The sequence below is a fragment of the Pantoea sp. JZ29 genome (genome assembly GCF_035190385.1).
Lineage (GTDB): Bacteria > Pseudomonadota > Gammaproteobacteria > Enterobacterales > Enterobacteriaceae > Pantoea > Pantoea stewartii.
Map to the genome: position 1 here is coordinate 124,554 of NZ_CP045243.1, position 23,930 is coordinate 148,483.

Genomic DNA, 23,930 nt, shown 5'->3' on the forward strand with positions numbered 1-23,930 from the left:
TCTTAACGTAAATAATCCCTGAGCGCTTCCCGGCCGCCGTTGTCTTCAGGCATGACGCTCACAATCCTTCTCAGCGCGGCTTTATGAAGGGGCGTACTGTTCACGAGCGCCATCAGTTGCCGCTGTGCCTCTGTCGCCGAACGGCTGGCTGACGAGTATTTACGGGTTCTGAACAGACGGTCCCATAAGCCGGTGTTCATCAGGCGATTTGTCAGAACATACATGGCTGTAAGCGCCTGACGCACCTCAGTCTCCTCTGCTGGCAGTTCATCCTCCGCACAGAAGTCTCCCGGGGGACTGAGATAGGTTTCATCCAGTGGATGGTTCACTAAAGGGCTGAAGGGTTTCACTGTGACCTCCGGGAATGTTTTCAGTCCGGGCAAAGGATGTTAACTGAGGGAGTGAAATTCCCTGTACGTCGTCCCCTGGATATTAATGTCGTCCCGTACCCTGATTTCAACGTAAGCGTCCGGGCTGAGAAACGCGATTTTTTCAGCGTGTTTAATCTCAGTCGTGCAGATGCGCAACCATTCCGGCTCTCCTGAAAGCAGAACGCCATACAGCATCAGGTTAACGTCATCGACAGTGGCCACATGTACAACGCGTTCGACCCTTCCCGAAAAAGTTTTCGTTTTTGTCCCAGGCATGCATCACCCTCTTCTTTTTTGAGCTCTGGTAGCGGTCATTTTGAGTATACCTGTAATGGCCTTTTTTTTATCAAAGCCGTATCTGTAATCCTGCTGGCGATGAAATTAAATAAATTTGACGGACTGGGAATCTGCAGAAGCTTCTTCTTCCGCTTTTCAGGGTTGACATCACTTTTAGGGTTTTCTGGCTCTCATATTTCCAGAAAATGAATTATTTCAATTTATTTGGTCTTGAAATGTCAGGTTCTGTAAGCATAGTGATCTGATATTATGAGTTAACTCAGGCTAAACTTTTATTTTTTTGTTAATATTTCATTATTATTTAATTTTAATGAATATTTAATTGCAATGTGTTTTTTATTATTTTTTATTTTAATCATGAGGTTAGGTTTTTTTTCGTTTGCTTGCTAATTTCTGGAAGTGATGTTTTTTTTAAGTCTGTTAAAAATTAAATAGAAAAATAACAATATGTTCATAAAAATAGCGCTTCACCAAAAAAGGATAAAATAAAATGAACAGTTACGATGTTGTTCTTATCGGCGGGGGTATTGCCGGACTGATGTCTGCCTATAAGCTCTGTAATATTGGCCTGTCTGTGGCGCTGGTTGAAAACAAACCTGTGTTCGCAGCAGGCCCGTCTACACGCAATGAAGGCTGGCTCCATAAGGGGACTTATCACGCGACCTCGATTAAAAACAGGCAGGAGGCTGTGCAGGTGGCTAAGCGATGTATTTATGGACACGAATACATACGTGAGTTTGCCCCGGAAGCCCTGGAGGACATTGACAAGCGGCCTCTCGCGTTATTAAAGGACGAATCGCGAGTGGATGAGGTTATTTCCCGCTGGAATGAAGCCGGCGTGTCCTTTACCCCTCTGACGTTGTCAAAAGCGCGCAGCCTGGTTCCTGAAGCCGATTTTACTGAGACGAAAGCTATTTTTGCGGTCGACGACGTCAGCCTGAACACCCGCTTACTCTACAGAAAGCTGATCAGTGCTGCTCAGAAAGCAGGATGCGTATTCTACCTGGGGCATGAGATTACCGCGATCGAGGGCCAGACACTTCACCTCGAAAGTCTTTCGGGGGACAAAGCCGCTATAGCTGGTCAGCGCATCGTTTACTCTTCCGGTACCGGGGCCAGGGATTTATTTACCAGACATCATGACCTCGCCATTCCTATCAGGTACTGGAAAAGTCATCTCATCATCACACCAAGGCTCTGTGCAGAAGGCGTTTTTTATCTGGACCCGCATCAGGCTGCGATGATGCATCACGGCGACCACAGCATTGTGGGTTTCAATGAAGACGCTTTACTGTCGCCATGTGCCGATTATGAGGTGATAAATGAAAGAGCTGAAAATATTAAAAGGGGCATCGCTTCAATATTTCCCGGCTGGGACAGTCGGAATTCTGTAAGTATAGCCTGCGTCAAAGTGGATCTGCAGACATCCCTGAACTGCAACCGTTCACTCAACGTTGCCATCGCAGAGCCGGTTCCAGGCCATATACTCGCCTTACCCGGAAAAATGACGGAAGCCCCGTTTTTAACTGACAAGCTGGTCGCCTATCTTCATGACGCAATAGATAACGCTTCTGTTGCTATGCGTCCCTGTGATGAGTTCCGTGTGCTGGAGAAAATTGCGTGATGGACATTTCTATTTTTAACCGTATGAGAAAAGACAGTGGATTTCTGACGCTCGACGAACTCGGTGGATTGTGTGAAGCCGGGAATATTATTTACGATCCCTTCTCGACACTTATATACAAGGACATAAAAATCGGGAAGGGAAACATTTTCTTCCCTAACGTAATTCTTGCTGGCAAAAACGGAAATACCCTTGAGATAGGAGATTCCAACATCTTCTTCAGCAATACATCGATCGATGCCTCGGCCGGACCGGTTTTCATTGGGTCAGAAAACCAGTTTGGTGAAGGGGGCTTCACCGTTAAGGCTAACAGAACCGGTGCCGTTGTAAAAATAGGTAACCATGGCCGTTATCTGGGGGGCGCGTCAGTTTTTGGCGTCTCCGACCTTCAGTCCGGAAGCCAGATTCTGGGGCAGATTACTGTTGACAGCTGCACACTCGAAAGCGGTGGGGACTGGCATGAGCCTTCACCTGATGAAAGAGCCGGGCTGCTGAAGGGATTTGGTACAGCCCGAAACCTTAACATACCCCGAGGCCGCGTCATCAATGGCGCCGGACGCTTTGAAGAGAGCGGTATTGAACTGCAGTCAGTTTATCATCCAGTGAAAAAGGCCTGACAGGCTGAAGGACCGATCGAACATGTGGATTTATTACGGTGTTTCAGCCGGCGTTATTCTGGGTTTTTATGATTTCTGGACTAAAAAGGCCATGTCAGGGAATGGTCTGTTTCAGGTGGTTTTCTACAGTTCTTTTTTTGGCGCTCTGTTGTGGCTGCCCGTATTTTTGCCTCAGGTACAGGCGTTGAGCCCGCAGCTGAAAATAGGTCCTGTTCGTTTTGCAGAACAGTGGCCTATTCTGGTAAAGAGTCTGATGATGACCCTGTCTTGGGTTTTCGCTTATTTCTCTGTAAGAGAGTTGCCGATGTCCTTTTCAGGTTCCGTCAGGGCCTCAGGGCCGTTATGGACGCTTGCGGGCGGCAGCGTGGTTTTCGGCGAGTTCCTGTCCCCCCTGCAGTTCACAGCGGTACTCGTTTCCGTGCTCTGTTATTACGGGTTATCACAGACAGGCAAAAAGGAAGGGATCAACACGCTACGCAGTCTCCCCGTGGCCATGATGCTTCTTGCAACCATACTGTCCTCATTAACAACCGTTTTTGACAAATATATCGTGCACAATCTCGATATATCGGCTTATACCATTCAGGCTTATTCTTCACTTTACCGGTTTATCTTCGCTGCAGCGTTTCTCTTTGCGTTTATCCGGCTTGGGCGGAGCAACCTGCGTTGCATGTGGAGTCTGTACATTCCCCTGGTTGGTTTTTCATGGGTTATTGCGGAACTCATCTATTTTTTTGCAATCACAGACCCCGATGCTAATGTGACATATCTTTCGGTATTCAGGAGAATGAGCCTTGTGGTGGGTTTCATTCTGTCCGCATTATTCATCGGAGAGAAGAACTTCCGGAGAAAACTGGTTATCATCTCTCTTATTGTGATGTCTACCCTGTTACTGATAGTGAAAATTTAAAAATATCCAAAGAATCTTGTTACAGACAGGAGGAGCAATTTTTCCGGGTGCTGTAAGTGTATTTTACTGAGCGGGTATCAGTAATGGTAATTTTCTGAACTCAGCCAGCAAAGCCCTGTTAATCAGTAAAGGAGCAGCCTGTCGGCTGCTCCTCTTTTTCATCAGTGGCCGGTATCGCGGCGATCACGCCCTAATCCACCACCACCGATGTCGATGTGATTGTTACTGTCTTTTTTTACTTCCACAATGACATCATCGTGGCTGAAAGCTGACAGCTCAGCCGCGATCTTATCCAGATTATCTTTTTGTGACTCGCCATATTTATTCAAGGACATACATACCTCCAATATTTAAAGTTGGTCAAACTGCCAGCAACGGCTGGCAGAAGAATTCTTGTATTGGGCCTGAATGAAAGTCAACTAATAAAGTTATGAAAAAAACTTATTTAAAAGCGTAAACAAAGTGCGCTAAGATAAAATTCTTTTATCTTCAGTTGAATAGTAAAAAATGCAGTTTTAAAAAAACTTTACCCTTTATTATTAATAATAAAAATAATTTAACTTGAACAATATTGATAGATTTAAGCTATTAAATTGGGATGGGTGTATTTTTTTTAAGATGTAATTTAATAAGATAATCATGAGGTTATTAATTATTTTTTTTGAGAAAAGTTGAATCGTCTGGAAAAGAATATTGAAATTACCTGAATATGAGGTAATGATTTTTTATCCATGGCGGGGGTGAAATATGCATGAAGATGATGTTGTTATTAACAGAAATACGGTTATCAACGAAGAAGGTGACAAGGTTGAGCTCACGCTTAATGAAAGAAGAGTCAGTGTGACGGTCAGTGGTAAGCTGTATCAGATTTTAAGAAAAATAACAGAACAGGACATAAACTTTAAAGACCTGCTTTCGACGGACAATGCGCACCTTAAAGAAATTACTTCAATTTTGTACTTTAACGATATATTAATCTCCCGGAAGGACGATGAGTTACTAAAAGACGGCATTTTGTATAACCCTGCGCGAATGCAAACGGCGGCATTATCCATACCTGACATCCCGCAAGATCAGTGGTGCTTTTTTGGTGCCCCGGCAGATTTTGCATTAGATCCCCCCAGATCGCCGGCGCATGGCCCCTACATTTACCGTAAATTAGGACGGAACCACGCTGAAATGAGGGATGTTGGCGACATCGCTTATAGTACAACTGATAATATATACAGCTTCGGGGAGAAAATTCAGCATGTTGTTGCCAAAATCAGAGCGAAAAACAATAAAGCGATGATGCTCGGCGGCGATCACTCGCTGACTTATTTTTCAGTGGCAGAAACAGCGAGGTTTATCCCTGAACTCGTGCTGATACAACTGGATGCACATTCCGATATCAATACCAGCACGGATAAGTCAAACGCGACTCTTTACCATGCAAATTTTGTTTCAAAACTCATTGCTGATAACGCAGTCAGGTCAGTTATACAGATTGGTGTCAGAGAGAAAACAATCAGATATTCAATGGATTATCTTCAATCTTCATCCATTACTCAGTTCAGTGCAGTAATGAGCACCGACGATAAAATAAGGCTTGCGTCGTTAATTGAGGGGAAAAATGTCTATATAAGTTTTGATGCAGACGTGATGGATCCTGATATTTTTCCGCACGTCACAACGCCGCTGGATGAGGGGATGAACGAGGAAAATATGACGGATGTTCTGAGCCTGATTAAGAATTCATGCCTTTCCGTCGTGGGTGCCGATATCATGGAATTCACGTGTGGTTTTGATAAAAAAGGAAATCCGTTTAACCATGAAATGCCCTTGCTGGATAAAATAATTTCTCTCATTATCAGCTGCTAACTCAGGAGGTAAAGATGTGTGTAAGCATGTTAACCGGTCACCTGACAGAATTTAATATCAATGAATTCTACCATCAGTCGGGAGTTCTGACGGATCCTGGCTCGCTGCTTGCCGATATAGAGCATATTATCCGTAAAAGAAGAAGTATTTCAGAAAGCCTGCTCAATGCCCGTGTGTTTATTAATAATGGCACTCGCGATGACTTTGGTTACAGTGTGTCGAATCATCCCCCTCGCGAAGACGAGAGCCTCAGTGAATGGCTTGAGCGAATAACCGGCGCCTCCAGCTTTTGTGCCGTTATTAACGGGCTTAACGGATGGTCCGACTCTCTGGCACAGAAGATTAACCGGGATTTCAATAAAGAATGGGTTGAGAAATACGGTATTCCGAGCCAGGGGATTGATGTTTACAGCTTTATGGGGCGATACAGCCTGACACCATTTGGTATTCACAAAGATCAGGAGCATACGTTTCTTTACCACCTCGGCCCCGGAATCAAAAAAGCATGGGTGTGGGATCCGGCCATAAAAGACATTGCGCCGGTTGTGAAGTCTGACTCCTTTAATCTGAAGGAAACCCTCTCATGGGCGACGGAGGTCACTCTGCGCCCGGGGGATGCACTGTTTATTCCTCAGAACTGGTATCATGTTCTGGAAAATCCCGAATTTTCCGTCACGCTGGGTATTGCTCCTTATGAAATGAAAAGATCACAATTACTGACGTCTTTTTTGTCAGATTTCTTGGCTGTCCATAATACCGAGGATCCGTATATCACTCTGCCTCTGAGGGCCGAGGCTGACGTTAAGGATGTTATTACAGCCGTTATCCCTCCTGACTCTGGAAAAAACAGCCTTGATGGTATTGCATACAAAGGTCTGGCACGGCTATTAAACCGGCTTAAAAGTAACAGTTATTTCAAATATACTTCACCCGACCGAATGACCGGTAAAAGGACTTATCAATTTCATGGTGACATCGTCTTCGGGGAAACGGAAGGCGGCTCAACGCGGATATACCTCCGTGGAAAAGATTTTTTAGTCAGAAATGAAGTGGCGGACAAGCTGTTTGATCTTAAAAATGAGATGGCCAGACCTGGCTTCAGCTATGAATTCCGTGATACTGACGCGGAAGGTGTTTTCAATAAGGTTATCACGCAACTGATCCGCACCGGAGTGCTGGTATGATTACCTTTCCTGTGAATGAGCTGACGGCTCTGCTGACAGACACTGAACCTTTTAAAAAGGACTACGTATTGTCAGAGGGAAATGCCTCCTTCTCGGAGGCTTTATTTAATTACTCACTTCACCATCTTTTTCGCGGGATCCGCCATCCTGAAAAAGACATCAAATTGCTCTGCTGTGGTGATGTCTACTATCCTGCCAGTGAGACGTGTACTGACGGAATACTGGGATTTTACACGATGGCCCTTATGCTGCTTCGTAAGCGGACCATCGTATTCAACCACCTCGAGAAAAGGATGCCGGAATACTTTTCTCTGTACACTTATCTGGCTGATAAAAAAGGGATCCTTTCACACTACAATATTTACTGGTCGCCCGCAGACAGCACCGGTGCCGGTGCCCACACTGATGACCATGATGTGGTCATCGTGCAGCTTGCGGGTAAGAAAAAATGGAGGTTTGAACACGAAGACATCACGCTAAAAGCAGGCGATATTCTCTTCGTCCGTAAAGGGACGCTTCATGACCCGGTAACGGAAGACGGACACCAGTCGCTGCACCTGACGGTGGGGCTCGTTTACGGGGTGTCCTCTTTCCCTGCTTTCCCCGACCCCGCGTCTGCAGGAGATCACCCTGGCGATGTCTCAGCGGTGACATTTTTCCGCAGTATGGGCAATCTGCTCGGGGGGCTGAACCGGCACTGCATACGGGGCAGGATGTTTTATTGGATGAGGAGGATTCTTACATCCGGTTCACTTACAGGGAAAATGTCCTTGAATTAACGAAAGAAGTCTTTCATCACATCTTTGAACGCCGGAGCCTCAGCAGTTTCTCTTCACGCCCCGGAGCTGACAGAAAAGACGTCATCAACCTCATTCTTTCTTTCTATAAAACAGGCATCCCCGTGGAAATAAAAGGAACAAGTTAATGCTTGATTACATGGTTGAGCAGTTCAGCAGGCTGCCTGTTGACTCCGGGTTACTCAGGAACGGCATGAAAGACTATATTGATGAACAGCTGCTCTGGTGTGAGGACAGCAATTTTTCATCAAACTTTCCTTTCCGTGAGACCGGCCTGCCTCAGGATTTTTTTCTTCAGAAAATCGTTTCCTGCGACGGTAATGACTATCTCACCGGACCACGATACAGAGGCGGCGATTTGAAGAAGCCGTTCATTGATCTGGTCGCCAGCTCTGCTCCTCTGACCCGGCGGGCAATGGCCTCAATACTGGACGTATGGCATCCCATGGGCGCACTTTCAGTCCGCGTTCTCCGGCCCGTGTCTGAGGACACGCGTGGTTGTGCCGATCAGTTTTTCTATGTCGGCGAAAGCATGCATGAAAGAAATGAAGCGGTTATCAGCGGCCAGGCTGTCAGCATTGAGCGTGCCTGCCCACAGTCAGCTGAGTGGTGCCTTCAGGCTCTGGAACTTGCCTATGCAGGGACGTATTCCCGCTATCCTTTCCTTAAAGATAAGGTGTTTCCTGCAGATGAAGAAGACATTCGCGACGCCATTAAGGATGGAAGCCTGTTCATCATAGTTTATGAAGAGGCGCATGCCGGTTTTATCATCTGTGAGAACGGACGCAGGGCGTTTATATCAGGACTGTGGATCACCGAAGAGATCGTTATTCCGCGCTTTCGCGGAAAGCACGTTGCGGGTTCTGCACAACAGGCCTTACTTTCTTTTCTCAGCACGCCCCGCACACCGGCATCGCTATGGGGAACCATTGAAAGCAGTAACCATCCTTCAATACGCGCCGCTGAGCGTGCCGGAAGAAAGCGGGTGATGGAGTATGCTTTTCTGGGTAGGGAAGATGTGCATGATTAAGAGCTTCCGGCAGCTTACGCTGTGTCTTTTCATACTGTCGTCCACACTCGGCTTCTGCCTTTATCTGGGTTTTTTTTCCTTTTATCTGGTTAAAATCAAAACCGACCCCCTTTTTATTTCAGTACTGATAGGTTCAACTGCGCTGTCAAGCCTGGCGTGGGGGCCTCTGGCCGGGCGGCTCATCGACAGGAGCCGTCACCGGTTCTTCTGGCTGATGACTGCGCAGGCGTGTTGTGGCTTTCTGGTTTTCGCTTTCGGAAACCAGTCGCATTTCAGTCTCGTAGTCACACCTGTACTGGTTATATCCCTTTCTCTCACCATAAATTTTGCGACGATTATCGTTAATCAGTATCTGCTGCCTGAACTTCACAGGGATTATGAAACGAGTGTGGCCGTGGCGTCATACATCAGCGGGATCGCCGTTTTCGTCACTGGACTGGTGCTTGCCGCCCTTTATGACCGCTATTCACCCTCCCTGTTTTTCAGTGTGGCCGCCGGCTGTTTCCTCCTTTCGGCCCTTACTCTTCTTCCCCTGATCCGCGGTAAGAGCTGCGCCGGTCCGGAGGAGGCTGTTCCTGATACGGAAGAAAAAGATTTCTCCGGTATCTATCGTCAGGCTTTCCGGTGCCTGAAACGCAACTGGTTTCTTGCGCTGGCTATGTGCGTGATGGCGTTTACGGAGACGTCGTTTAATACCAATTTTGACGTGATTGCATTTTCACTAGGTACCACACCTTTCGCTGCTGTTTTTATTCTGGGCGCGATTAGCGGCGTTCTTGACAGCCTGGCTTCGTGGTTTTATCCCCGCTCGGTGGGGAAAACTACGGTTAACTTCCGGTGGCGTTTTTTTCTGTGCACCTTTTTAGTTATTTTTTCGGGAGCGGTCTTACTTACTTTCTGGGACTACGACAAAGAGCCGTGGTTTCTTCCCTCTCTTGCCCTCTGTCTTGAACTCACGGGAGTATGGTGGTCAATTTTTATTGCCGGTCAGGTCAGGGCTGCAAGTCATGAAGGTGAATATGGCCAGACCATGGCCGCATTCCGCGTTCCGCGTTCAGTGGTGACATTCTTCGGGATGACCACTATAGGTACAGCGTTGCAGTCCGGTGAAATTGCCTGGGTTTTATCTGCTGATACCATCCTGCTTTTTCTTCTGCTTGCCCTTAATGTTTATCTTTACTTGAAAAAAAATGCAGGCCGCTGCGATATGGAGAAGTCCGCTGCGCCGGTGGATTAAAGCCGGGAAGTCCCTGCACCGGGATTACCGGGCCTTTACTCTGTGCAGAGCCCGTCAACGGGCTGACAGGGAGAATTCCTTGAGCACAGGAGTGCTGACTCTTTTCTGCCGGGATTGGTGTTATCGGTGTGCAATATCACGGGCGGTTTTCGTATGTAAAAGCTCTTCCGCTCTAACTTTCCCCTGAATCATTTAAAACGCATCAGGCCGTTCATCGGATTCGGTTTAATCCCGCAACAGTCCGGGATGCTGACCCTGATGTCGCCTTTTTTAACGTACAGGCATTCGTAAATAGGCGGTACCGCATCCCTGTCTGATGCTCCTTCTCAATATATATGCCGCTGCCACCATTCGGGTGCTTTATTACAGTGAACTCACCAGGAAAGTGAAGATATACTGATGTGAATTACAAAAAATAATCAGGTGACAATATGCCTAAACAGCCAAGGCTGGCTGATGTTCTTTTTCATGCAGCCTCTCCGGAGCCAGACGAAATAAGTACTGCTGATGAGTATGAAGCGCTTACGCCCAGCATCATCGATCCGCAGGAGTCGTCCACTTATACAGATGCACTAAACTTCGCCTGTTCCCGTGGGGATATCAGAAACATTGCCGTCACCGGTGCCTATGGTGCGGGTAAAAGCTCTGTCCTGCGGACATGGAAGGAGTGTCCTGATAACGATTTACGCATCATGACCGTCTCACTGGCTGACTTCGAGATGCAGTCAGCTCCGAGGCCAAAAGCTGAGCCTGCGGAAAAGGATGGGGCACCAAGCCCTGGCGAAGATAAAAAAGCCGCAGCGGAAGAAAAAACCATCGAGTACAGCATCCTTCAGCAGCTGCTGTACAAAGAAAAGAAGAGTGCACTTCCCTATTCACGTATTGAACGCATTTCTAATATCACTTATTCCCGGGTCGCTTCAGTAGCTTTTGAGCTGTTTATATTACTGACTGTCATGCTTGCAGGCCTGCTCTGCCTCTTTCCCGAGTACGTCAGTGACAAACTTTCTTTGACTGACATAATCGGCCCGTATTTCATTGAAATGACAGCATTAAGACTTGTTCTGGCCGGATTACTGCTTTTTACGGCGCTGTTTCTTTCTGTCAATAAACTGCACCGTATCGGCCTCTTTGACCGCAGGGTCAGTGTTGATAAGATCGACATACTCAAAGGCGCTATATCAACCCGACCTTCCTCACCGTCTCTTCTTAATATCTATATCGACGAAATTGTGTATTTCTTCGAGCAGACCGGGCACAACGTGGTCATTTTTGAAGATCTGGATCGCCACAATGATGGTGCCATTTTTATCAAGCTACGGGAAATAAACCAGATCATCAACAACACACGTCCTGATGCCAAGCCTGTCCGGTTTATTTACGCCGTAAGGGACGGACTTTTCTCAACTGCTGAAGCAAGAACGAAATTTTTCGACTTTGTGATACCCGTAATACCCGTCATGGACAGCGAAAATGCTGCCGAGCATTTCAGCAGTATGTTCAGAGAAAATGAACTTGATGAAGTGGGTTTCAGCAAGTGTGTCTCCCACCTTTCACTCTTCATACCAGATATGCGTATTATGCGAAATATTGCGAATGAGTTCAGGATCTACCAGAATCTGGTGAATGGTTCTGAAAATATTACGCGACTTCTATCCATGATTGCATACAAAAATATCTTCTCTGAAGACTATCATGGCATTGATGAAAGAAAAAGTGTGCTGTATTTATTTGTCAGAGCATTCGTTTCAGGTGATTTAAAAAAAGAGCCTGTAAAATTAAAGCTTGATGAGATTAATTTAATACAAAAGGAGGTTGATGGTCTTCTCAGTGACGAGGCCGGAAATGCCACGGAGATCAGAAAGAGTATTCTTTCAGAATACGTAACTCCTAAGACAGAGAAAAAAATCCTGTTCCACTTTGGAGGGGCTGACATTTTTGAGTTGGGCGATCTTTCTGAGAAGGAAGAGTTATTTAATAAGCTCCGAACAGTTGATACTCTGTATTTATGGTCTGCTGACAGGAGAACTAATGTTTTTGCAATTGAACAGAATGCTGTCAGTGAGATGATTGATTGCTACGAAAAAAGAAAAAAAGCCTTAGACCTAAAAAACCAAGGGGAAATCAGCAGGCTTAATCAAAAAATTAAAACCACTCAGGGAGAGATAAATAAGTTACACCAGGCTAATATGGCAGATTTAGTGCGGACATCAGGAAGTGAAAATTTTTTTCGATGGGTGAGTGAAAATTGCAAATTTGAGGAGTCAGCACCTGAAAAAATCAAGAAAAGAAATGATTGCCTTGATTTTCTTTATTTTCTGCTGAGCAACAATTATATCGCGCCGGACTATATGTTTTTCAGGTCTGTATTCAAACCGGGCAGCCTGAGTCATGAGGACAATGAATTTATCAAAGAGGTCAGTAGATCCAGAACGTACAGACAGACATCGGGCATGCCGCTGAGAAAAATCGATAACGTTGTGGCCAAGCTGGAGAGTCTGGGGATGATGATGGAGCCAGGCGCCTGGCACCCCGATATTCTTCTCTATATGCTAGAAAATTGCCTCGAGAAACTCAAACCCGTTTTCCTTGCGCAGGTCGATGATGAAGACTGTCTGATACAGTTAATTGAGCAGACATTCACTAACTGGACTGTACCGCAACGCATGAACTATCTGAGGAATCTCACTCAAGGGGATGACATGGCCAGTTCGTTCATGAGATGTGTTGTTTTTATGAATGACAAAAAAATCGCGTCTGAATTACTTATTTTACACCTGTGCTCCTCTGTACCAGCTTGGAAGTCCGATGTAGTCGATATGCGTTATTGGGCACAAATAATACTGAGAGACTGCAGTTCCTTCCCGGACCAGGTACCGGAAAAATATGGCCGTGATTTTATCGAGAGTCTTAAAAACAAGGCGGTCGAAGTTTTGACGCTGGATGTGTGTACCTCTGAACAGGGTAAGGAAATTGTAAGGGGTATTGCAACGCATAAATTATGGTCTTATTCAGAAAGCGCTTTTAAAAGTATCATTATTACTCTCTCAGAAAATAGCGGCCTTAATCCAGATGAGATTATGAAAAAACCGCTCAGTGCCGTCAGAAATACCAAAGTTCAGGGCCTCTACGAAACGGTACTGTCCAGCATTGACCCGTTCATCATGGATTTCTTCCTCCGCTCGGAGGATTATGACAGAATTCCAGAACTTCTGAATAACAAGGACGTCAGTTTTGTTCTTGTTTGTGAAATCATCTTGAAAATGAAATTTACAATTTCTGATGTAAAAACGATAAAAAACCGAAAAGGTACAGTAGAGAAATTAAAAAATAGTGAAGTGAGCTATTATATATATGAGTTACTTCTTGAAAATGATCGTATAAAAATCAGCTGGGAAAATTTTTTATATATGGCTGAAATGGAAGATGAGTTGGAAATTTCATCTCCCGGACTGGCTGTGTGGTTCGACAGAAACCACACTGAATTTGTATCCCCGCGTTTACCCCTGACTGAAGACCATTTAAATCTCATATTCACGATACTGTTTAACTCCGGTGCGATGAGTGATGAAGGGCGTATCTCAATTCTGAATCTGTTCGGATTTCCTCATTCAGATGTTCCTTCATACCTGCATTTTGACAGTATTCGTTGTTTAATTAATCAAAAGCTTCTGAATCCCACCCAGGAAAATTTTGACGATATCAGGCAGCGCTACAGTGAGGAGCCGAAAATCCGGGCACCGCTTCTGGCCGGACTTGTTTTCCAGAACCCTTCCCTGCTCCAGTTCCCCGATGTGGTCATGATGGAAAATGATGTGTTTGACGAATTTCTGGCCAGAGAGCTTTTCCTGGGCGACAGCCTTGCGGATACGTTCCAGGCGAAAATCCTTTCGTGGATCTGGGATTACAATCAAGTAGTGTTCCGCGATTCGGTGTCATTGCCGGCAGCAAAGGTGGCGGAACTGTCCCCTCACCTTGAAAGTGATGACCTCCGCCGCCATCTGCTTGTCCGGTGTCTCGAGGAAGATGAATTATGTTCAGATGAGGACATCATTGTCATCCTCAAATCTTTCTCCGATGCGGTTTATCAGGTTTTCATCAGCGATAAATCTCACCGCTCCTTAAAGCACAACGATCCATTCTGGCAGGTGGCCAGCCTGCTTCAGAAGGCGGGCTTCATTCGTTCCCTGAGCTGGAACGAGGAACGTGATCGTATCTGGTTTATTCCACACAACAGTCCTGTATTCAGACGTAATTAGCTCTGTCATCTGTAATCCTGCATGCGGCGATTAATACTGCCGTTATGCAGGATTTTACCTTTTAATACTTAAAGCTGCCTTGAAGGCTTTTCTGCTGTCTTCTGAGTATTTACCGCCTGATTCACTGCATGCTGCACACGCCGCTTCTGTTACCTCCCGCGGATCCGAAAAAAGGTGGAACCGGATCTTAAAGATGGAACGGTTATTTTTGAAACAGAAAAAAGTTATGTGCTATAATATACAATAGGTTACGAGGATGCTTACATGCTTGAATCGTAACTCAGATATTGAGCATCACTTTCTTTTTCTGCTTCTTGAGTTCCGATAAATGCCATAAAAGGAATAAGTCGGAATCTTCATTTCTGCTGCTCCGGTAATTGCGGTAGTAACATTTAGCAGGCTTGTAGTTTATTCATGTCACATGATGTGGGGGTGAATGCTACGGGTGTGATTGTCATGTTCAATACAAACACGGATGTGAATATTGATAAGGAAATTACTTTATGACTAACGAAAAATTTACTAACGAAGGGAACAGTTATTCTCCGGCGGAGGTTGTCGCCTACTGGGCAGGTTACGGCTGCCGGACGTGCTGGCTTCTCCGGACCGTCAACTCCCTTGGCGAAAACCTCCTCGTGCTTCTTGATGAGGAAAACGGCGTGTACGAAGAAATGGCCAGCCGGCTCGATGCTCCGGATATGAAAGACTGGTCGGTACAGCTTTCTGGTACCGCACTGACCTTCAGTTCTCTTCCGGCCGGCGCGGTTGAAATCGATTTGAGCATACCTGATGAGGCGGCATTCAAAATGGATCTTCTTTAGGTTAATGAGAGATTCTGAATACCGGGACACGCACACAGGAGCATTAACCCTTATGCATACGGACAAGACCGTCAGTTCTATCAGCACACCACTGCCGGTAAATGAGGTTTTACGACCATGAATCTGCCCACCCTGTTTCAGCCGCCTGCAGCTGCCCAGCTGCCGGTGGCCATTGACTATCCGGCCGCGCTTGCGCTCCGTCAGATGGCCGCACTCATTGACGATTTGCCGAAATACCTGCTTGCGCCGGAGGTCAGCGCCCTGCTCCACTACGTGCCGGATCTGCACCGCAAGATGCTGCTGACCACGATGTGGAACACCGGTGCGCGTATCAACGAGGCGCTGGCCCTTACCCGGGCCGACTTCACCCTGACGCCGCCCCATCCCTTCGTGCAGCTGGCCACGCTGAAACAGCGTGGTGAAAAAGCAGCCCGTAGCTCCGGTCGTTTTCCCTCGGGGGTGGTTCCGCACCGCCTGGTACCGCTGTCCGATCCGCAGTACATTGCCCAGCTCGAGATGATGGTGGCCACGCTGCGCATTCCGCTTGAGCGGCGCAACCCGGAAACCGGCCGGACGGAAAAGGTGCGGCTGTGGACCGTGACCGACCGGACCGTCCGCAAATGGATTAATGAAGCGGTAGCCGCCGCAGCGGAGGACGGAGTGAATTTTTCGGTGCCGGTGACGCCGCATACGTTCCGGCACAGTTACGCCATGCACATGCTATACGCGGGGATTCCGCTCAAGGCGCTGCAGAGCCTGATGGGCCACAAGAGCATGAAGTCGACGGAGGTCTATACGAAGGTGTTTGCACTGGACGTGGCGGCCAGGCACCGGGTGCAGTTTCACATGCCGGGCACTGAGGCTGTGGCGATGCTCAAAAATTCATGAGCCGGCACAGGCTGAATAACCGACATACTGGTGAATCCGGGGAGGTCCGGTGGCGAAACTGAGAAAGCCTTTTTTTCTGGCACTGGCCATGACAGGGGTGTCTGTCCGGCGGGATATGATGCTCCTTGTCGAGCAGACTGAGTCTGTTATCGCGCATACGCTCAGTGAGATAGTGGATGACAGTAACGTTATCGTCGGGCAGGTCTGTGACTGTGCTGAAGACGGCTCTGAAATGATGGTCGACCTGTACAGCTACAAGGGACTGTCCGGTTATGATGAGTCCGGTGTGAAGCAGGAATACGGTCTGCTGATTGAACAACTGTCCAGACGCTCAACCTTTCTGACCCTGTTTGGGTTGTTTGAATATCATCTGGAAGCCTGCGGCAGGCTGATGGCAGGGATGTCGGGTTACAGCACACCTTTTGACAAAATGAAGAACGGCACTGTTGAGAAAACGGATCGTCTGCTTAAGCACATTCTGGCTGAAGAGAAAAAAAGCAAAGCCAGCAACATAAAACACCTCCTCATCATCCGGAACCTGCTGGCGCATAACAACGGAATGATCCTGAACGACAGTCGAAAATCCCTGGTCAGGGCGCTGCGCAGAATTGAAAACGACAAGGGCGGCATATCAAATGATACCCTGAGTATCCAGCTAAACGAGCTTTTTTTACCCTACGTTGTCAGTGAGTTCATGCGCTATTATGAACAGATGGAATCTGCGATACAGTCGTTCTACCTGAATAAGTCAACGCCTGACGATTAAGATTATGGCCCGACGTGATGCCTAATGCACGGGGACTAACAGTCCCCTGCCAGCCCTACCCTACCCCTCGACTATACTGTACTTCTATCAAAGTAATATCTTTTTAATATTAAAGTGATGTTTTTATGATGTGATTTCGATTGTTTTTGTATCTGCAATAGTCTAACATTGCTATATCATTTGCATATCTTAATGATATTGTTTTAATATTAAAATGGGGTTATAAGGATATGATTTTAACTATCGCTAACACAAAGGGTGGTGTCGGTAAATCTACTCTTGCTGTCAACCTTGCAGTTGCCCGAGCTATGCAGGGCAAGAAAGTCTGGCTGGTAGACGGTGACAAACAGGGGTCTTCACAAACCGCTATTTTGATTCGTTCAGAAGCGGATATTCAGCCTGGAATTGCCTGTTCACACTATCCTGATGGGCCTGTATTAAGGACGCAGGTTTTACAGCAAAAAGATAATTACGATGATGTGATCATTGAATGTGGTGGCCGCGATTCTACTGCAATGAGGGCTGCACTCACACTCACTGACTATCTGCTGGTTCCTTTCGTCCCTGGAAGCTTTGAAGCATGGGCGATGGAGGATGTCGTAAACATGCTCAGGGATGCCAGAAGTATTCGTGATGATTTTCCGGCATTTTCAATTCTCAACAGAGCCGATGTTAATCCGCGTACCAAAGACAATCAGGAAATGCATGAAGCCATGTCTGAATATGCTGCTGACCTTCCTGTGCTTGAGCACATTCTCTTTACAAGGAAAGCCTTTGCAAATGCTGCAGGAAGTGGCCGCTCAGTTGTTGAGATGAAACTGAAGCCCCATGAACGGCCAGCTAAAACAGAACTGGAAAAACTTATTTCAATCGTATTTACAGATTGATATGATGTTGTTTTAATATTAAATAAATATTGAAAGGACATCTATGGCGATTACACCTAAACCTAAAGCCTCTGGCGGGACTTCAGCGGAACAGGCTCAGATTGATGAATTTATCAACAAAGCGCCAGATGGCAACAAAGCAGAAAAGCGGGGCGTCAAAAAAGGGCAGCGTGAACAAATTACGGTAACCTTCGACAGTGCGATACTTACTCAGCTCGATGAGCTGGCATTACACGAAGGGTTGTCTCGTGCTGCTCTGATACGAATGGCCGTTCGTCAGTTACTCGATAAGGGCGCACAGGTTGGTGGTTAGTCACATTAAAATAATTATATCTGATTTTTGAATGATATTATTTTAATATTAAAATAATCCTATTTTAGATGACGGTGTTGCCACCAATTATCCAATTAAGGGTTCGCCTCTGTATGTAGCCTGTGCATCAGTCAAGACCTGTTTTGCAATCATTTTGATACTAAAAAAGGTTTTTTTAATATTAATTTAATATTTATTTGATTGTAGACAGCAGTGATGAATGACTGATTGAAGGTGATGTTAATCTGAACTGAATCACGTTGAGGACCTTATGAATAGAATTTTATTGCTGATCTCAGGATTCATGGGTTTAAAAACACTCACCGGCAAAGACAGGAAAAATGCAGGGGAGTGGGGCTTTCTCATCAGTATGCTGTTTATCGTTCCGCTGTTGTTCTGGGAACATCCCGGCGTCATCGTATCTGTGGTTCTGCAACTGCTGTGGGCAGCCGTCGGGACACGCTCCGCTTTTCTCGCCAGCGAAACGTGGAAGAAAAACAAACAAAAACCCTGACCCGCTCATATGTGCTGAATCCGGTGTTTCTGATACCCGTAGTTGTAGTATTCATCAAGTAACTTTAGCGACGGGTATATCGCTCCAGCGAGTAGTCCACGCCGGTGACAGCATGTCCCGCTTCATCTTCCACTCCGTATCAATTCCCTGACCCGCAAACCATACCCTTCCGAGGCCTGACTGGTTGATGCCGTCCAGTACCTGCATCAGCTGCGCGCTGTTCGCCCGGGGCCGGTTGTCGTCAAACAGGTTGAGCTGGCTGACGCCGTGAGGCGTGAAGTCATCAAGCATGACGCCGGCCTTCATGTACCGGTGGCCATCCAGCCAGATTCGGTCCAGCGCGCGCATGGCCACGCCGATGATGTCCCGCGTGTCCTGGGTGGGCAGGGTAAGTTTTTCCCCGGCCGTGTTGCCGTAGAACGTCTCGCCGACCGCATGGGGCGAGGTCCGGACAAACACGCTGATGTGCCGGCAGTACTGGCGTTCGCCCCGCAGCTTCTCCGCGGCGCGCGTGGCGTACTGGCAAAGTGCCTGCTGCATGGCCACTTTCGTGGTGATGCGAGAACCGAAGCTGCGGCTGCAGACAATCTGCTGTTTTGCCGGCGGCATCTCCTCAAGGGGAATACACGCCTCGCCGTTCAGCTCGCGCACCGTCCTTTCCAGCACCACCGAAAAGTTCTTACGGATGAAGGCGGGGTGCGTGCGCGCCAGCTCGAGCGCGTTTGTGATGCCGAGCTGGTTCAGTTTCTTGCCGATACGCCTGCCAACGCCCCAGATTTCCTCGACGGGCTGGCGTATCAGCAGCGCTTCGGTCCGCTTCGGGTTTCCGGGTGTGAGTGCCAGCACGCCCTTAAACTGGGGCCACTCTTTTGATGCCCACTGGGCTGATTTGGCCAGCGTTTTGGTCGGGCCGATGCCGGCGCCAATTGTCAGTCCGGTTCTGGCCAGAACGTGGGCACGCAGCCGGTGCCCAAAGTGCTCAAAGTCTTCGCAACCATCAATGCCGGTCAGGTCGAGGAAACATTCATCAATTGAGTACTGTTCTGCGCGGGGGACCATTTCCTCAAGCGTTGACATGATCCTGACTGATAATGAATGGTACAACGCATAGTTAGAACTGAAAATGTGAACCTTTTCAGGGAAATCCAGCGCTTTTAACTGAAACCACGGCACCCCCATTTTTATGCCCAGGGCGCGGGCAGCTTTGCTACGGGCAATGACGCAGCCATCGTTGTTCGAAAGGACCACAACGGGTTTTCCCCGCAAATCAGGCCTGAACAGGGCCTCACAGGACGCATAAAAGCTGTTGACGTCAGCCAGACCAAACATCGGCATGGTTACCTCCGGCGCGCCTCGGTATTGTGGAAAAACCAGGTGACCACGCCCAGCAGGTGCAGCTCCTCCGGGTATATCACCGGATAGGCCGGGTTCATCGGTCGCAGGGCAATCTGTGGGTGCAGCTGCAGGCGTTTGACGGTGAACTCCCCGCCGACCTCTGCGATGACAATGTCACCGTGCGTGGCTGTTTTCGCGCGGTCGACGACCATCACGTCGCCGTCGTACAGGCCCAGGTCTTCCATGCTGCTGCCGCTGGCGCGCACAAAAAACGTGGCGGCCCGGTGGGTGATGCAGAGCTCGTTCAGATCCAGCTCGGACTCGACATAATCGGTTGCAGGGGAGGGAAACCCGGCGGCGCAGCGCTCAACAAACAGCGGGATACGCATGACGGGACGGATATCGGCAGGCCTGAATATCGTCAGTCCGCCCTGAGAAGATGTCGCTTTCATGGTACCGCTCTCCGGACTGCATGGCCTGAAGCGGGTGCGGCAGTGAATGAATCTGGCATGGTTAATTTCCTCCCTAAATAACACTGTATATAAAAACAGTATTATTGAGCCGGAGACGCATGGCAAGAGGAACGAAACGGTACTCTGTTAAAGGGATGCCTATCTTACTGAGCAGACTAATTATTTTTTTGTCAGGCAGTTTCAGTCAGGAGCGCGCGTAAGCAGTCGTTGCTGACATAAGTGAAATGACGCTTCCTCGACACGGCTGTTCGTTCCTCGCTGCGCTGCGGTACGCCTCAGCCATGTTCTGCGGCGAGCGTGGCCACCTCACGTTTTAAGGGCAGAATTACCGGACTGTGTAAACGTTGAACGGGCGGGGTGCTTATTTTATGCTCAGGTGAAATTTACGGCTGAAGGAAAGCCAGATGGAAGAGCAGGATTCAGTGGGCCGTTTTCTGGCGTCTCTGCTGGCCGAATACGGCATGAACACGGACGGGCTCTGCCGGCGTTCCGGTCTGCGGGAGAGTGAGGTCAGCCTTATTCTGCGCGACATACTGGTCGTGACGGAAAAGCTGGGTCGTGCGTTTTACTCACCCGGATTCTGGCTGGTCCGGCAGGCCATGTCTGAGCGGAGAAAGCTCAGTCATCACAGATAAAAAGGGCCCGGCGTGCCGGGCTAAGTAAATCAAAAAAATACCATCTTCAGACTGACACGTCTGTGTGCAGCAGCAAGCCTAGTCGCGTTCAGCAGTATTGTTGTAAGCAAAACAATTCCGTGTGTGACCGGGCGTGAATCCTCAGCATAATCAGCGCCCGGACAGGAGAGAGTTTCACCCGTTTAAGCAAAAAGGTTACCGCTTACGCTTGCAGGCATGCTCCGGTACGGCCAGGCTGAGGATTCCGCAAGTTAAGCAACCTTATGAATGCCTGATTGTTCAGCCGCCCGGTACCGGGCGGTTTTTTTATCTCATCTCAGATGAAGACCTGCCGGTATTCAGAAAAAAATCACTGACGAAAAGCGCACGGCAAATATTGCGCTCAGGATGAAGTGCGGCAGAAAAATGGCAAAAGCCACGCCCCCGGGGACGACTCCCGGAATGATGTGCTTCTCTTTCAGGATGAACGTCAGTCCGGAGAGCACCGCGAGTGAAAGCAGGGCCTGCAGTACGTGACTCACCGGCAGCAGCCAGTACTGGCCAGAACCGGACTGAGACAAGACAGGCAGAAGGTGCTGCCGCTGGCGCTGACCACGCCTGAACTCCAGCGGGGCAGAGTCTGACGGGCGCGAGGGTGCAAAAAAAGAACCCGGCCACAGGTGGAGTCAGGCCGGGTAAGTGCGCTGAGGCGCGCAGTTCATCATTGATAGTGTGTGTAGCATCAGAATATTACCATGCCGGACGTGACATAAGCGTGACGTCACTGGCAGCCTTCAGACGTCCTCTGCATCAAAGCCAGTCTCACCGGAGGCTTAACGACCCCGCTGCCGTCACCGCTTTGCGGTCCCGGATTGCCCCCCGCTGTTTCAGCTCAAAGCAGACCACCGTCTGGCGGCTTCTTTTCGTCTGAAGTCTGAAGGCCGTCGCCGCGCTCCGCTTTTCACCGGCGTGGCGGCTTCGCCTGACGCCGGACTTCACCGTTTCCCTCTGACGCATTTCTCTCTCTTTCTCTTTTTTCAGGGCCTGCACCGTGCCTTCACGTTAGCCGGGCCGCTGCGCAGTCAAGTGCCGCTGGCGCTCGCTCGCTCACCCGTTCCCCGCCGCGCGCGGGACATTCAGTCCGCTCCGGCGGCGCATGCGGCTTGCGCGTCCGCCCCTGACTGCTCCGCTTTTCGCCCGGCTGCTGTGGCGGCACGGCGCAGGTGAGGCCGTGCAACCACTGACTGAGGAGCAAATCATGCCGAACTGGTGTGCAAACAGGCTGCGTGTGACCGGCCTGGCGGAGAACGTGAGTAAGGTGCGGGCGCGTATGGAGGGAGAGGTGCGTCCTCTCTACGCGCGGGCAGAAGGGCAGGGGTTCAACTGGCGGCATCTGGAATGGGCCATCGGCGAAATGAAACAGGGTGGTGACGTATGAATACCTGGCTTGTCAGCTGGCAGGAAGAGGTGGGCAGCACCTCGCACGAGTATCACATGCTGCTCAGGGGAAGCGACTTCCGGCTGGCGGAGGCGGCGTGCGAGCGGATGGGTGAAAACTGGTGGCCACCGGAGCGGCCCGTCTGCTCGCAGGGCTGTTACTGGCAGTTTGATCGGGGCAGCGTCTGGCTCAAAAGCATCGTCCTGCTTGATGAACGGGAGGCCGACACCCTGACCGGCCTGCGGTTCCTCGATGAGTGGGGGGTGAGCGGGACGCCGGATGCGCCCGTCATCTGTGACCGCAGCGACTGCCGGTGGGAAGATTACCGGCCCTGACCTTTCACCCCGATGCCGCCCCGACCGGCGGCATCGCCTTCAGAAAGCCATAAGTAAGTCGCTCCGCTCCGCTTTATTGCCGCTTCCCGTCCGCTGGCCGGAAACCGGCGACGGCAACGTGCCGTGCCCTCACGGTAGCCGGGCTGCTTCTCAGACAAGCGAAGCTTCGCCGGGCTGCTCACCCGTTCCCCGCCGTGCGCGGCACATTCAGTCCGCTCCGGCGGCGCGTGCGGCTTCGCGCCCGCCCTTGTCTGCTCAGCCGGTCGCCCGGCTGTGTGGCGGTCACGGCACCACAGGGGTGCCCTCTGACCGTGAGGAGCAAAGTTATGTCCCGATTCATGCGTGGCGACAGCGTACAGGTAATGTCCGGCTTTCCGGATGCGTGCATTGATTTCATCCTGACCGACCCGCCGTACCTTGTCGGCTTTAAGGACCGGTCCGGCCGTTCGATTGCGGGCGACGTCAACGACGAGTGGGTGCTGCCGGCGAGCCGGCAGATGTTCCGGGTGCTGAAAAACAACAGCCTGGCGGTGAGTTTCTACGGCTGGAACCGCATTGACGTTTTCATGCAGGCCTGGAAGGCGGCGGGCTTCCGCGTCGTCGGACACCTCGTTTTCACCAAATCCTACGCCTCGAAATCGGCCTTTGTCGGGTATCAGCACGAAAACGCCTACGTGCTGGCCAAGGGCCGTCCGCCGCTGCCGGCGAACCCGCTGCCCGACGTCATTCCCTGGCAGTACACGGGCAACCGCCACCACCCGACCGAAAAGCCGGTGAGTGTGCTGCGGCCGCTTATCGAGTCCTTCACGAAGCCCGGCGACCTGGTTCTGGACCCTTTCGCGGGAAGCGGTTCGACCTGCGTCGCCGCGGACCAGTGCGGCCGGCGCTGGATTGGGATCGAACTGCTGGAGCAGTACCACGCAGCCGGTCTTAAGCGCATCGGCGAACTGCGCGCCGCCCGGGCCGCCTGATTGATTTTTCTTAACCAGACCAGAAGGACAGCACCATGACAGACCAGACCCTGAATGCAGAACTGACACAGCTCACCGAAGACGTGAACGACCTGGAGGAATCGCTTTACGAGTTTCACCTGCGGCTGCGGGACATGATAAAGCGCAACCTGTACCGCGGCGCCTCGCCGGCGCAGAAAATGGCGGGCGTCCTGATTGAGGACATGGATTTGCAGCTCCTTGAGCTTTACCGGCGCGCCGCCCTGATGCGCAGCCACATGAATTAAGATGCCGGAGTGGTCATTTAGTGACCACTCCTTTCTACTTCGCGGATACTGCCGCCGCTGTGCTTTTATCCACAGGGTTCCGGCCGGTTTATTCACCGTGCTGTGGACAACCGGGAATAAGGA

General features: G+C 49.4%; 25 protein-coding genes. 20 read left to right on the plus strand and 5 right to left on the minus strand.

All coding sequences use genetic code 11. The features are described 5' to 3' along the window. Positions 1 to 2 precede the first annotated feature (2 nt). Positions 3 to 350 carry a hypothetical protein gene (locus tag GC090_RS22335; RefSeq protein ID WP_324021999.1) on the minus strand — a complete coding sequence of 116 codons (348 nt, stop codon included), beginning with the start codon at positions 348 to 350 and terminating at the stop codon, positions 3 to 5. 808 nt (positions 351 to 1,158) lie between these two features. Here GC090_RS22335 and GC090_RS22340 point away from each other — a divergent pair. From GC090_RS22340 to GC090_RS22350, 3 genes are read left to right on the plus strand one after another with little or no spacing between them, the layout of a single operon-like run. Next, positions 1,159 to 2,292: an NAD(P)/FAD-dependent oxidoreductase gene (locus tag GC090_RS22340; RefSeq protein ID WP_416381890.1), complete on the plus strand. Its 1,134-nt coding sequence runs from the start codon at positions 1,159 to 1,161 to the stop codon at positions 2,290 to 2,292. Then, the gene (locus GC090_RS22345) at positions 2,292 to 2,909 is read left to right on the plus strand and encodes a hypothetical protein (RefSeq protein ID WP_324022216.1); all 618 of its coding nucleotides are present in this window, start codon (positions 2,292 to 2,294) and stop codon (positions 2,907 to 2,909) included. The genes GC090_RS22340 and GC090_RS22345 overlap by 1 nt, the downstream gene beginning before the upstream one ends. A 22-nt stretch (positions 2,910 to 2,931) precedes the next feature. Beyond that, on the plus strand, positions 2,932 to 3,819 hold the full coding sequence (locus tag GC090_RS22350) for an EamA family transporter (protein WP_116197927.1): 888 nt from the start codon (positions 2,932 to 2,934) through the stop codon (positions 3,817 to 3,819). A 161-nt stretch (positions 3,820 to 3,980) separates the two neighbouring features. Here GC090_RS22350 and GC090_RS22355 read toward each other — a convergent pair whose 3' ends face one another. Continuing rightward, positions 3,981 to 4,154: a hypothetical protein gene (locus GC090_RS22355; protein WP_155683843.1), complete on the minus strand. Its 174-nt coding sequence runs from the start codon at positions 4,152 to 4,154 to the stop codon at positions 3,981 to 3,983. Positions 4,155 to 4,566: 412 nt separating this feature from the next. On the opposite strand from GC090_RS22355, the gene GC090_RS22360 reads away from it, so the two are divergent. The 12 genes from GC090_RS22360 (at position 4,567) to GC090_RS22415 (ending at position 18,375) form a co-directional block, all read left to right on the plus strand. After that, positions 4,567 to 5,679 carry an arginase family protein gene (locus GC090_RS22360; protein ID WP_324022002.1) on the plus strand — a complete coding sequence of 371 codons (1,113 nt, stop codon included), beginning with the start codon at positions 4,567 to 4,569 and terminating at the stop codon, positions 5,677 to 5,679. Positions 5,680 to 5,693: 14 nt separating this feature from the next. After that, a complete protein-coding gene (locus tag GC090_RS22365; protein ID WP_324022004.1) occupies positions 5,694 to 6,863 on the plus strand; it encodes a JmjC domain-containing protein in 1,170 nt (389 codons plus the stop codon). Then, positions 6,860 to 7,642 (plus strand): JmjC domain-containing protein, encoded by a 783-nt coding sequence (locus GC090_RS22370; protein WP_324022006.1) that lies wholly within the window; start codon positions 6,860 to 6,862, stop codon positions 7,640 to 7,642. Before GC090_RS22365 ends, GC090_RS22370 begins: the two co-directional genes overlap by 4 nt. Before the next feature lie 145 nt (positions 7,643 to 7,787). Next, the gene (locus GC090_RS22375; RefSeq protein WP_324022008.1) at positions 7,788 to 8,690 is read left to right on the plus strand and encodes a GNAT family protein; all 903 of its coding nucleotides are present in this window, start codon (positions 7,788 to 7,790) and stop codon (positions 8,688 to 8,690) included. Next, entirely contained in the window at positions 8,683 to 9,927 is a 1,245-nt protein-coding gene (locus GC090_RS22380; RefSeq protein ID WP_324022010.1) for an MFS transporter, read from the plus strand. The genes GC090_RS22375 and GC090_RS22380 overlap by 8 nt, the downstream gene beginning before the upstream one ends. A 431-nt stretch (positions 9,928 to 10,358) precedes the next feature. After that, positions 10,359 to 14,186, plus strand: coding sequence for a YobI family P-loop NTPase (locus GC090_RS22385; protein WP_324022012.1), 3,828 nt, complete (start codon positions 10,359 to 10,361; stop codon positions 14,184 to 14,186). Positions 14,187 to 14,689: 503 nt separating this feature from the next. Then, positions 14,690 to 15,007 (plus strand): hypothetical protein, encoded by a 318-nt coding sequence (locus tag GC090_RS22390; RefSeq protein WP_324022013.1) that lies wholly within the window; start codon positions 14,690 to 14,692, stop codon positions 15,005 to 15,007. A 117-nt stretch (positions 15,008 to 15,124) separates the two neighbouring features. Next, positions 15,125 to 15,895 (plus strand): site-specific integrase, encoded by a 771-nt coding sequence (locus tag GC090_RS22395; protein ID WP_324022015.1) that lies wholly within the window; start codon positions 15,125 to 15,127, stop codon positions 15,893 to 15,895. A 49-nt stretch (positions 15,896 to 15,944) separates the two neighbouring features. Beyond that, positions 15,945 to 16,661: a hypothetical protein gene (locus GC090_RS22400; protein WP_324022017.1), complete on the plus strand. Its 717-nt coding sequence runs from the start codon at positions 15,945 to 15,947 to the stop codon at positions 16,659 to 16,661. 230 nt (positions 16,662 to 16,891) lie between these two features. Continuing rightward, a complete protein-coding gene (locus GC090_RS22405) occupies positions 16,892 to 17,548 on the plus strand; it encodes an AAA family ATPase (RefSeq protein ID WP_324022019.1) in 657 nt (218 codons plus the stop codon). 43 nt (positions 17,549 to 17,591) lie between these two features. Next, the gene (locus tag GC090_RS22410) at positions 17,592 to 17,861 is read left to right on the plus strand and encodes a ribbon-helix-helix domain-containing protein (RefSeq protein WP_028722243.1); all 270 of its coding nucleotides are present in this window, start codon (positions 17,592 to 17,594) and stop codon (positions 17,859 to 17,861) included. Positions 17,862 to 18,132: 271 nt separating this feature from the next. Then, positions 18,133 to 18,375, plus strand: a complete 243-nt coding sequence (locus GC090_RS22415; protein WP_324022021.1) for a hypothetical protein — start codon at positions 18,133 to 18,135, stop codon at positions 18,373 to 18,375. A 54-nt stretch (positions 18,376 to 18,429) separates the two neighbouring features. Here the strand turns inward: GC090_RS22415 and umuC are convergent, their stop codons facing one another. Beyond that, on the minus strand, positions 18,430 to 19,704 hold the full coding sequence (gene umuC, locus GC090_RS22420) for a translesion error-prone DNA polymerase V subunit UmuC (protein ID WP_324022218.1): 1,275 nt from the start codon (positions 19,702 to 19,704) through the stop codon (positions 18,430 to 18,432). A gap of 8 nt (positions 19,705 to 19,712) precedes the next feature. After that, the gene (umuD, locus tag GC090_RS22425) at positions 19,713 to 20,162 is read right to left on the minus strand and encodes a translesion error-prone DNA polymerase V autoproteolytic subunit (protein WP_324022023.1); all 450 of its coding nucleotides are present in this window, start codon (positions 20,160 to 20,162) and stop codon (positions 19,713 to 19,715) included. Positions 20,163 to 20,587: 425 nt separating this feature from the next. Here umuD and GC090_RS22430 point away from each other — a divergent pair, with 425 nt between their 5' ends. Further along, the gene (locus GC090_RS22430; protein ID WP_324022025.1) at positions 20,588 to 20,818 is read left to right on the plus strand and encodes an XRE family transcriptional regulator; all 231 of its coding nucleotides are present in this window, start codon (positions 20,588 to 20,590) and stop codon (positions 20,816 to 20,818) included. Positions 20,819 to 21,156: 338 nt separating this feature from the next. Here GC090_RS22430 and GC090_RS22435 read toward each other — a convergent pair whose 3' ends face one another. Beyond that, the gene (locus GC090_RS22435; RefSeq protein ID WP_324022026.1) at positions 21,157 to 21,339 is read right to left on the minus strand and encodes a hypothetical protein; all 183 of its coding nucleotides are present in this window, start codon (positions 21,337 to 21,339) and stop codon (positions 21,157 to 21,159) included. A gap of 689 nt (positions 21,340 to 22,028) precedes the next feature. On the opposite strand from GC090_RS22435, the gene GC090_RS22440 reads away from it, so the two are divergent. The 4 genes from GC090_RS22440 (at position 22,029) to GC090_RS22455 (ending at position 23,807) form a co-directional block, all read left to right on the plus strand. After that, complete coding sequence (locus GC090_RS22440; RefSeq protein WP_205954727.1) at positions 22,029 to 22,235, plus strand: hypothetical protein; 207 nt, start codon at positions 22,029 to 22,031, stop codon at positions 22,233 to 22,235. Continuing rightward, positions 22,232 to 22,570: a hypothetical protein gene (locus GC090_RS22445; RefSeq protein ID WP_205954683.1), complete on the plus strand. Its 339-nt coding sequence runs from the start codon at positions 22,232 to 22,234 to the stop codon at positions 22,568 to 22,570. Before GC090_RS22440 ends, GC090_RS22445 begins: the two co-directional genes overlap by 4 nt. Positions 22,571 to 22,896: 326 nt before the next feature. After that, the gene (locus tag GC090_RS22450) at positions 22,897 to 23,541 is read left to right on the plus strand and encodes a DNA methyltransferase (RefSeq protein ID WP_324022028.1); all 645 of its coding nucleotides are present in this window, start codon (positions 22,897 to 22,899) and stop codon (positions 23,539 to 23,541) included. A gap of 35 nt (positions 23,542 to 23,576) precedes the next feature. Then, on the plus strand, positions 23,577 to 23,807 hold the full coding sequence (locus tag GC090_RS22455; protein ID WP_324022030.1) for a YubE family protein: 231 nt from the start codon (positions 23,577 to 23,579) through the stop codon (positions 23,805 to 23,807). The last annotated feature ends 123 nt before the right edge of the window (positions 23,808 to 23,930 follow it).

Bases quoted from the DNA above. Each gene is read 5' to 3' on its own strand.
- GC090_RS22340 (WP_416381890.1), top strand. From the start codon at position 1,159: ATGAACAGTTACGATGTTGTTCTTATCGGCGGGGGTATTGCCGGACTG.
- GC090_RS22345 (WP_324022216.1), top strand. From the start codon at position 2,292: ATGGACATTTCTATTTTTAACCGTATGAGAAAAGACAGTGGATTTCTG.
- GC090_RS22350 (WP_116197927.1), top strand. From the start codon at position 2,932: ATGTGGATTTATTACGGTGTTTCAGCCGGCGTTATTCTGGGTTTTTAT.
- GC090_RS22355 (WP_155683843.1), bottom strand. From the start codon at position 4,154: ATGTCCTTGAATAAATATGGCGAGTCACAAAAAGATAATCTGGATAAG.
- GC090_RS22360 (WP_324022002.1), top strand. From the start codon at position 4,567: ATGCATGAAGATGATGTTGTTATTAACAGAAATACGGTTATCAACGAA.
- GC090_RS22365 (WP_324022004.1), top strand. From the start codon at position 5,694: ATGTGTGTAAGCATGTTAACCGGTCACCTGACAGAATTTAATATCAAT.
- GC090_RS22370 (WP_324022006.1), top strand. From the start codon at position 6,860: ATGATTACCTTTCCTGTGAATGAGCTGACGGCTCTGCTGACAGACACT.
- GC090_RS22375 (WP_324022008.1), top strand. From the start codon at position 7,788: ATGCTTGATTACATGGTTGAGCAGTTCAGCAGGCTGCCTGTTGACTCC.
- GC090_RS22380 (WP_324022010.1), top strand. From the start codon at position 8,683: ATGATTAAGAGCTTCCGGCAGCTTACGCTGTGTCTTTTCATACTGTCG.
- GC090_RS22385 (WP_324022012.1), top strand. From the start codon at position 10,359: ATGCCTAAACAGCCAAGGCTGGCTGATGTTCTTTTTCATGCAGCCTCT.
- GC090_RS22390 (WP_324022013.1), top strand. From the start codon at position 14,690: ATGACTAACGAAAAATTTACTAACGAAGGGAACAGTTATTCTCCGGCG.
- GC090_RS22395 (WP_324022015.1), top strand. From the start codon at position 15,125: ATGAATCTGCCCACCCTGTTTCAGCCGCCTGCAGCTGCCCAGCTGCCG.
- GC090_RS22405 (WP_324022019.1), top strand. From the start codon at position 16,892: ATGATTTTAACTATCGCTAACACAAAGGGTGGTGTCGGTAAATCTACT.
- GC090_RS22410 (WP_028722243.1), top strand. From the start codon at position 17,592: ATGGCGATTACACCTAAACCTAAAGCCTCTGGCGGGACTTCAGCGGAA.
- GC090_RS22415 (WP_324022021.1), top strand. From the start codon at position 18,133: ATGAATAGAATTTTATTGCTGATCTCAGGATTCATGGGTTTAAAAACA.
- umuC (WP_324022218.1), bottom strand. From the start codon at position 19,704: ATGTTTGGTCTGGCTGACGTCAACAGCTTTTATGCGTCCTGTGAGGCC.
- umuD (WP_324022023.1), bottom strand. From the start codon at position 20,162: ATGAAAGCGACATCTTCTCAGGGCGGACTGACGATATTCAGGCCTGCC.
- GC090_RS22430 (WP_324022025.1), top strand. From the start codon at position 20,588: ATGGAAGAGCAGGATTCAGTGGGCCGTTTTCTGGCGTCTCTGCTGGCC.
- GC090_RS22445 (WP_205954683.1), top strand. From the start codon at position 22,232: ATGAATACCTGGCTTGTCAGCTGGCAGGAAGAGGTGGGCAGCACCTCG.
- GC090_RS22450 (WP_324022028.1), top strand. From the start codon at position 22,897: ATGTCCCGATTCATGCGTGGCGACAGCGTACAGGTAATGTCCGGCTTT.
- GC090_RS22455 (WP_324022030.1), top strand. From the start codon at position 23,577: ATGACAGACCAGACCCTGAATGCAGAACTGACACAGCTCACCGAAGAC.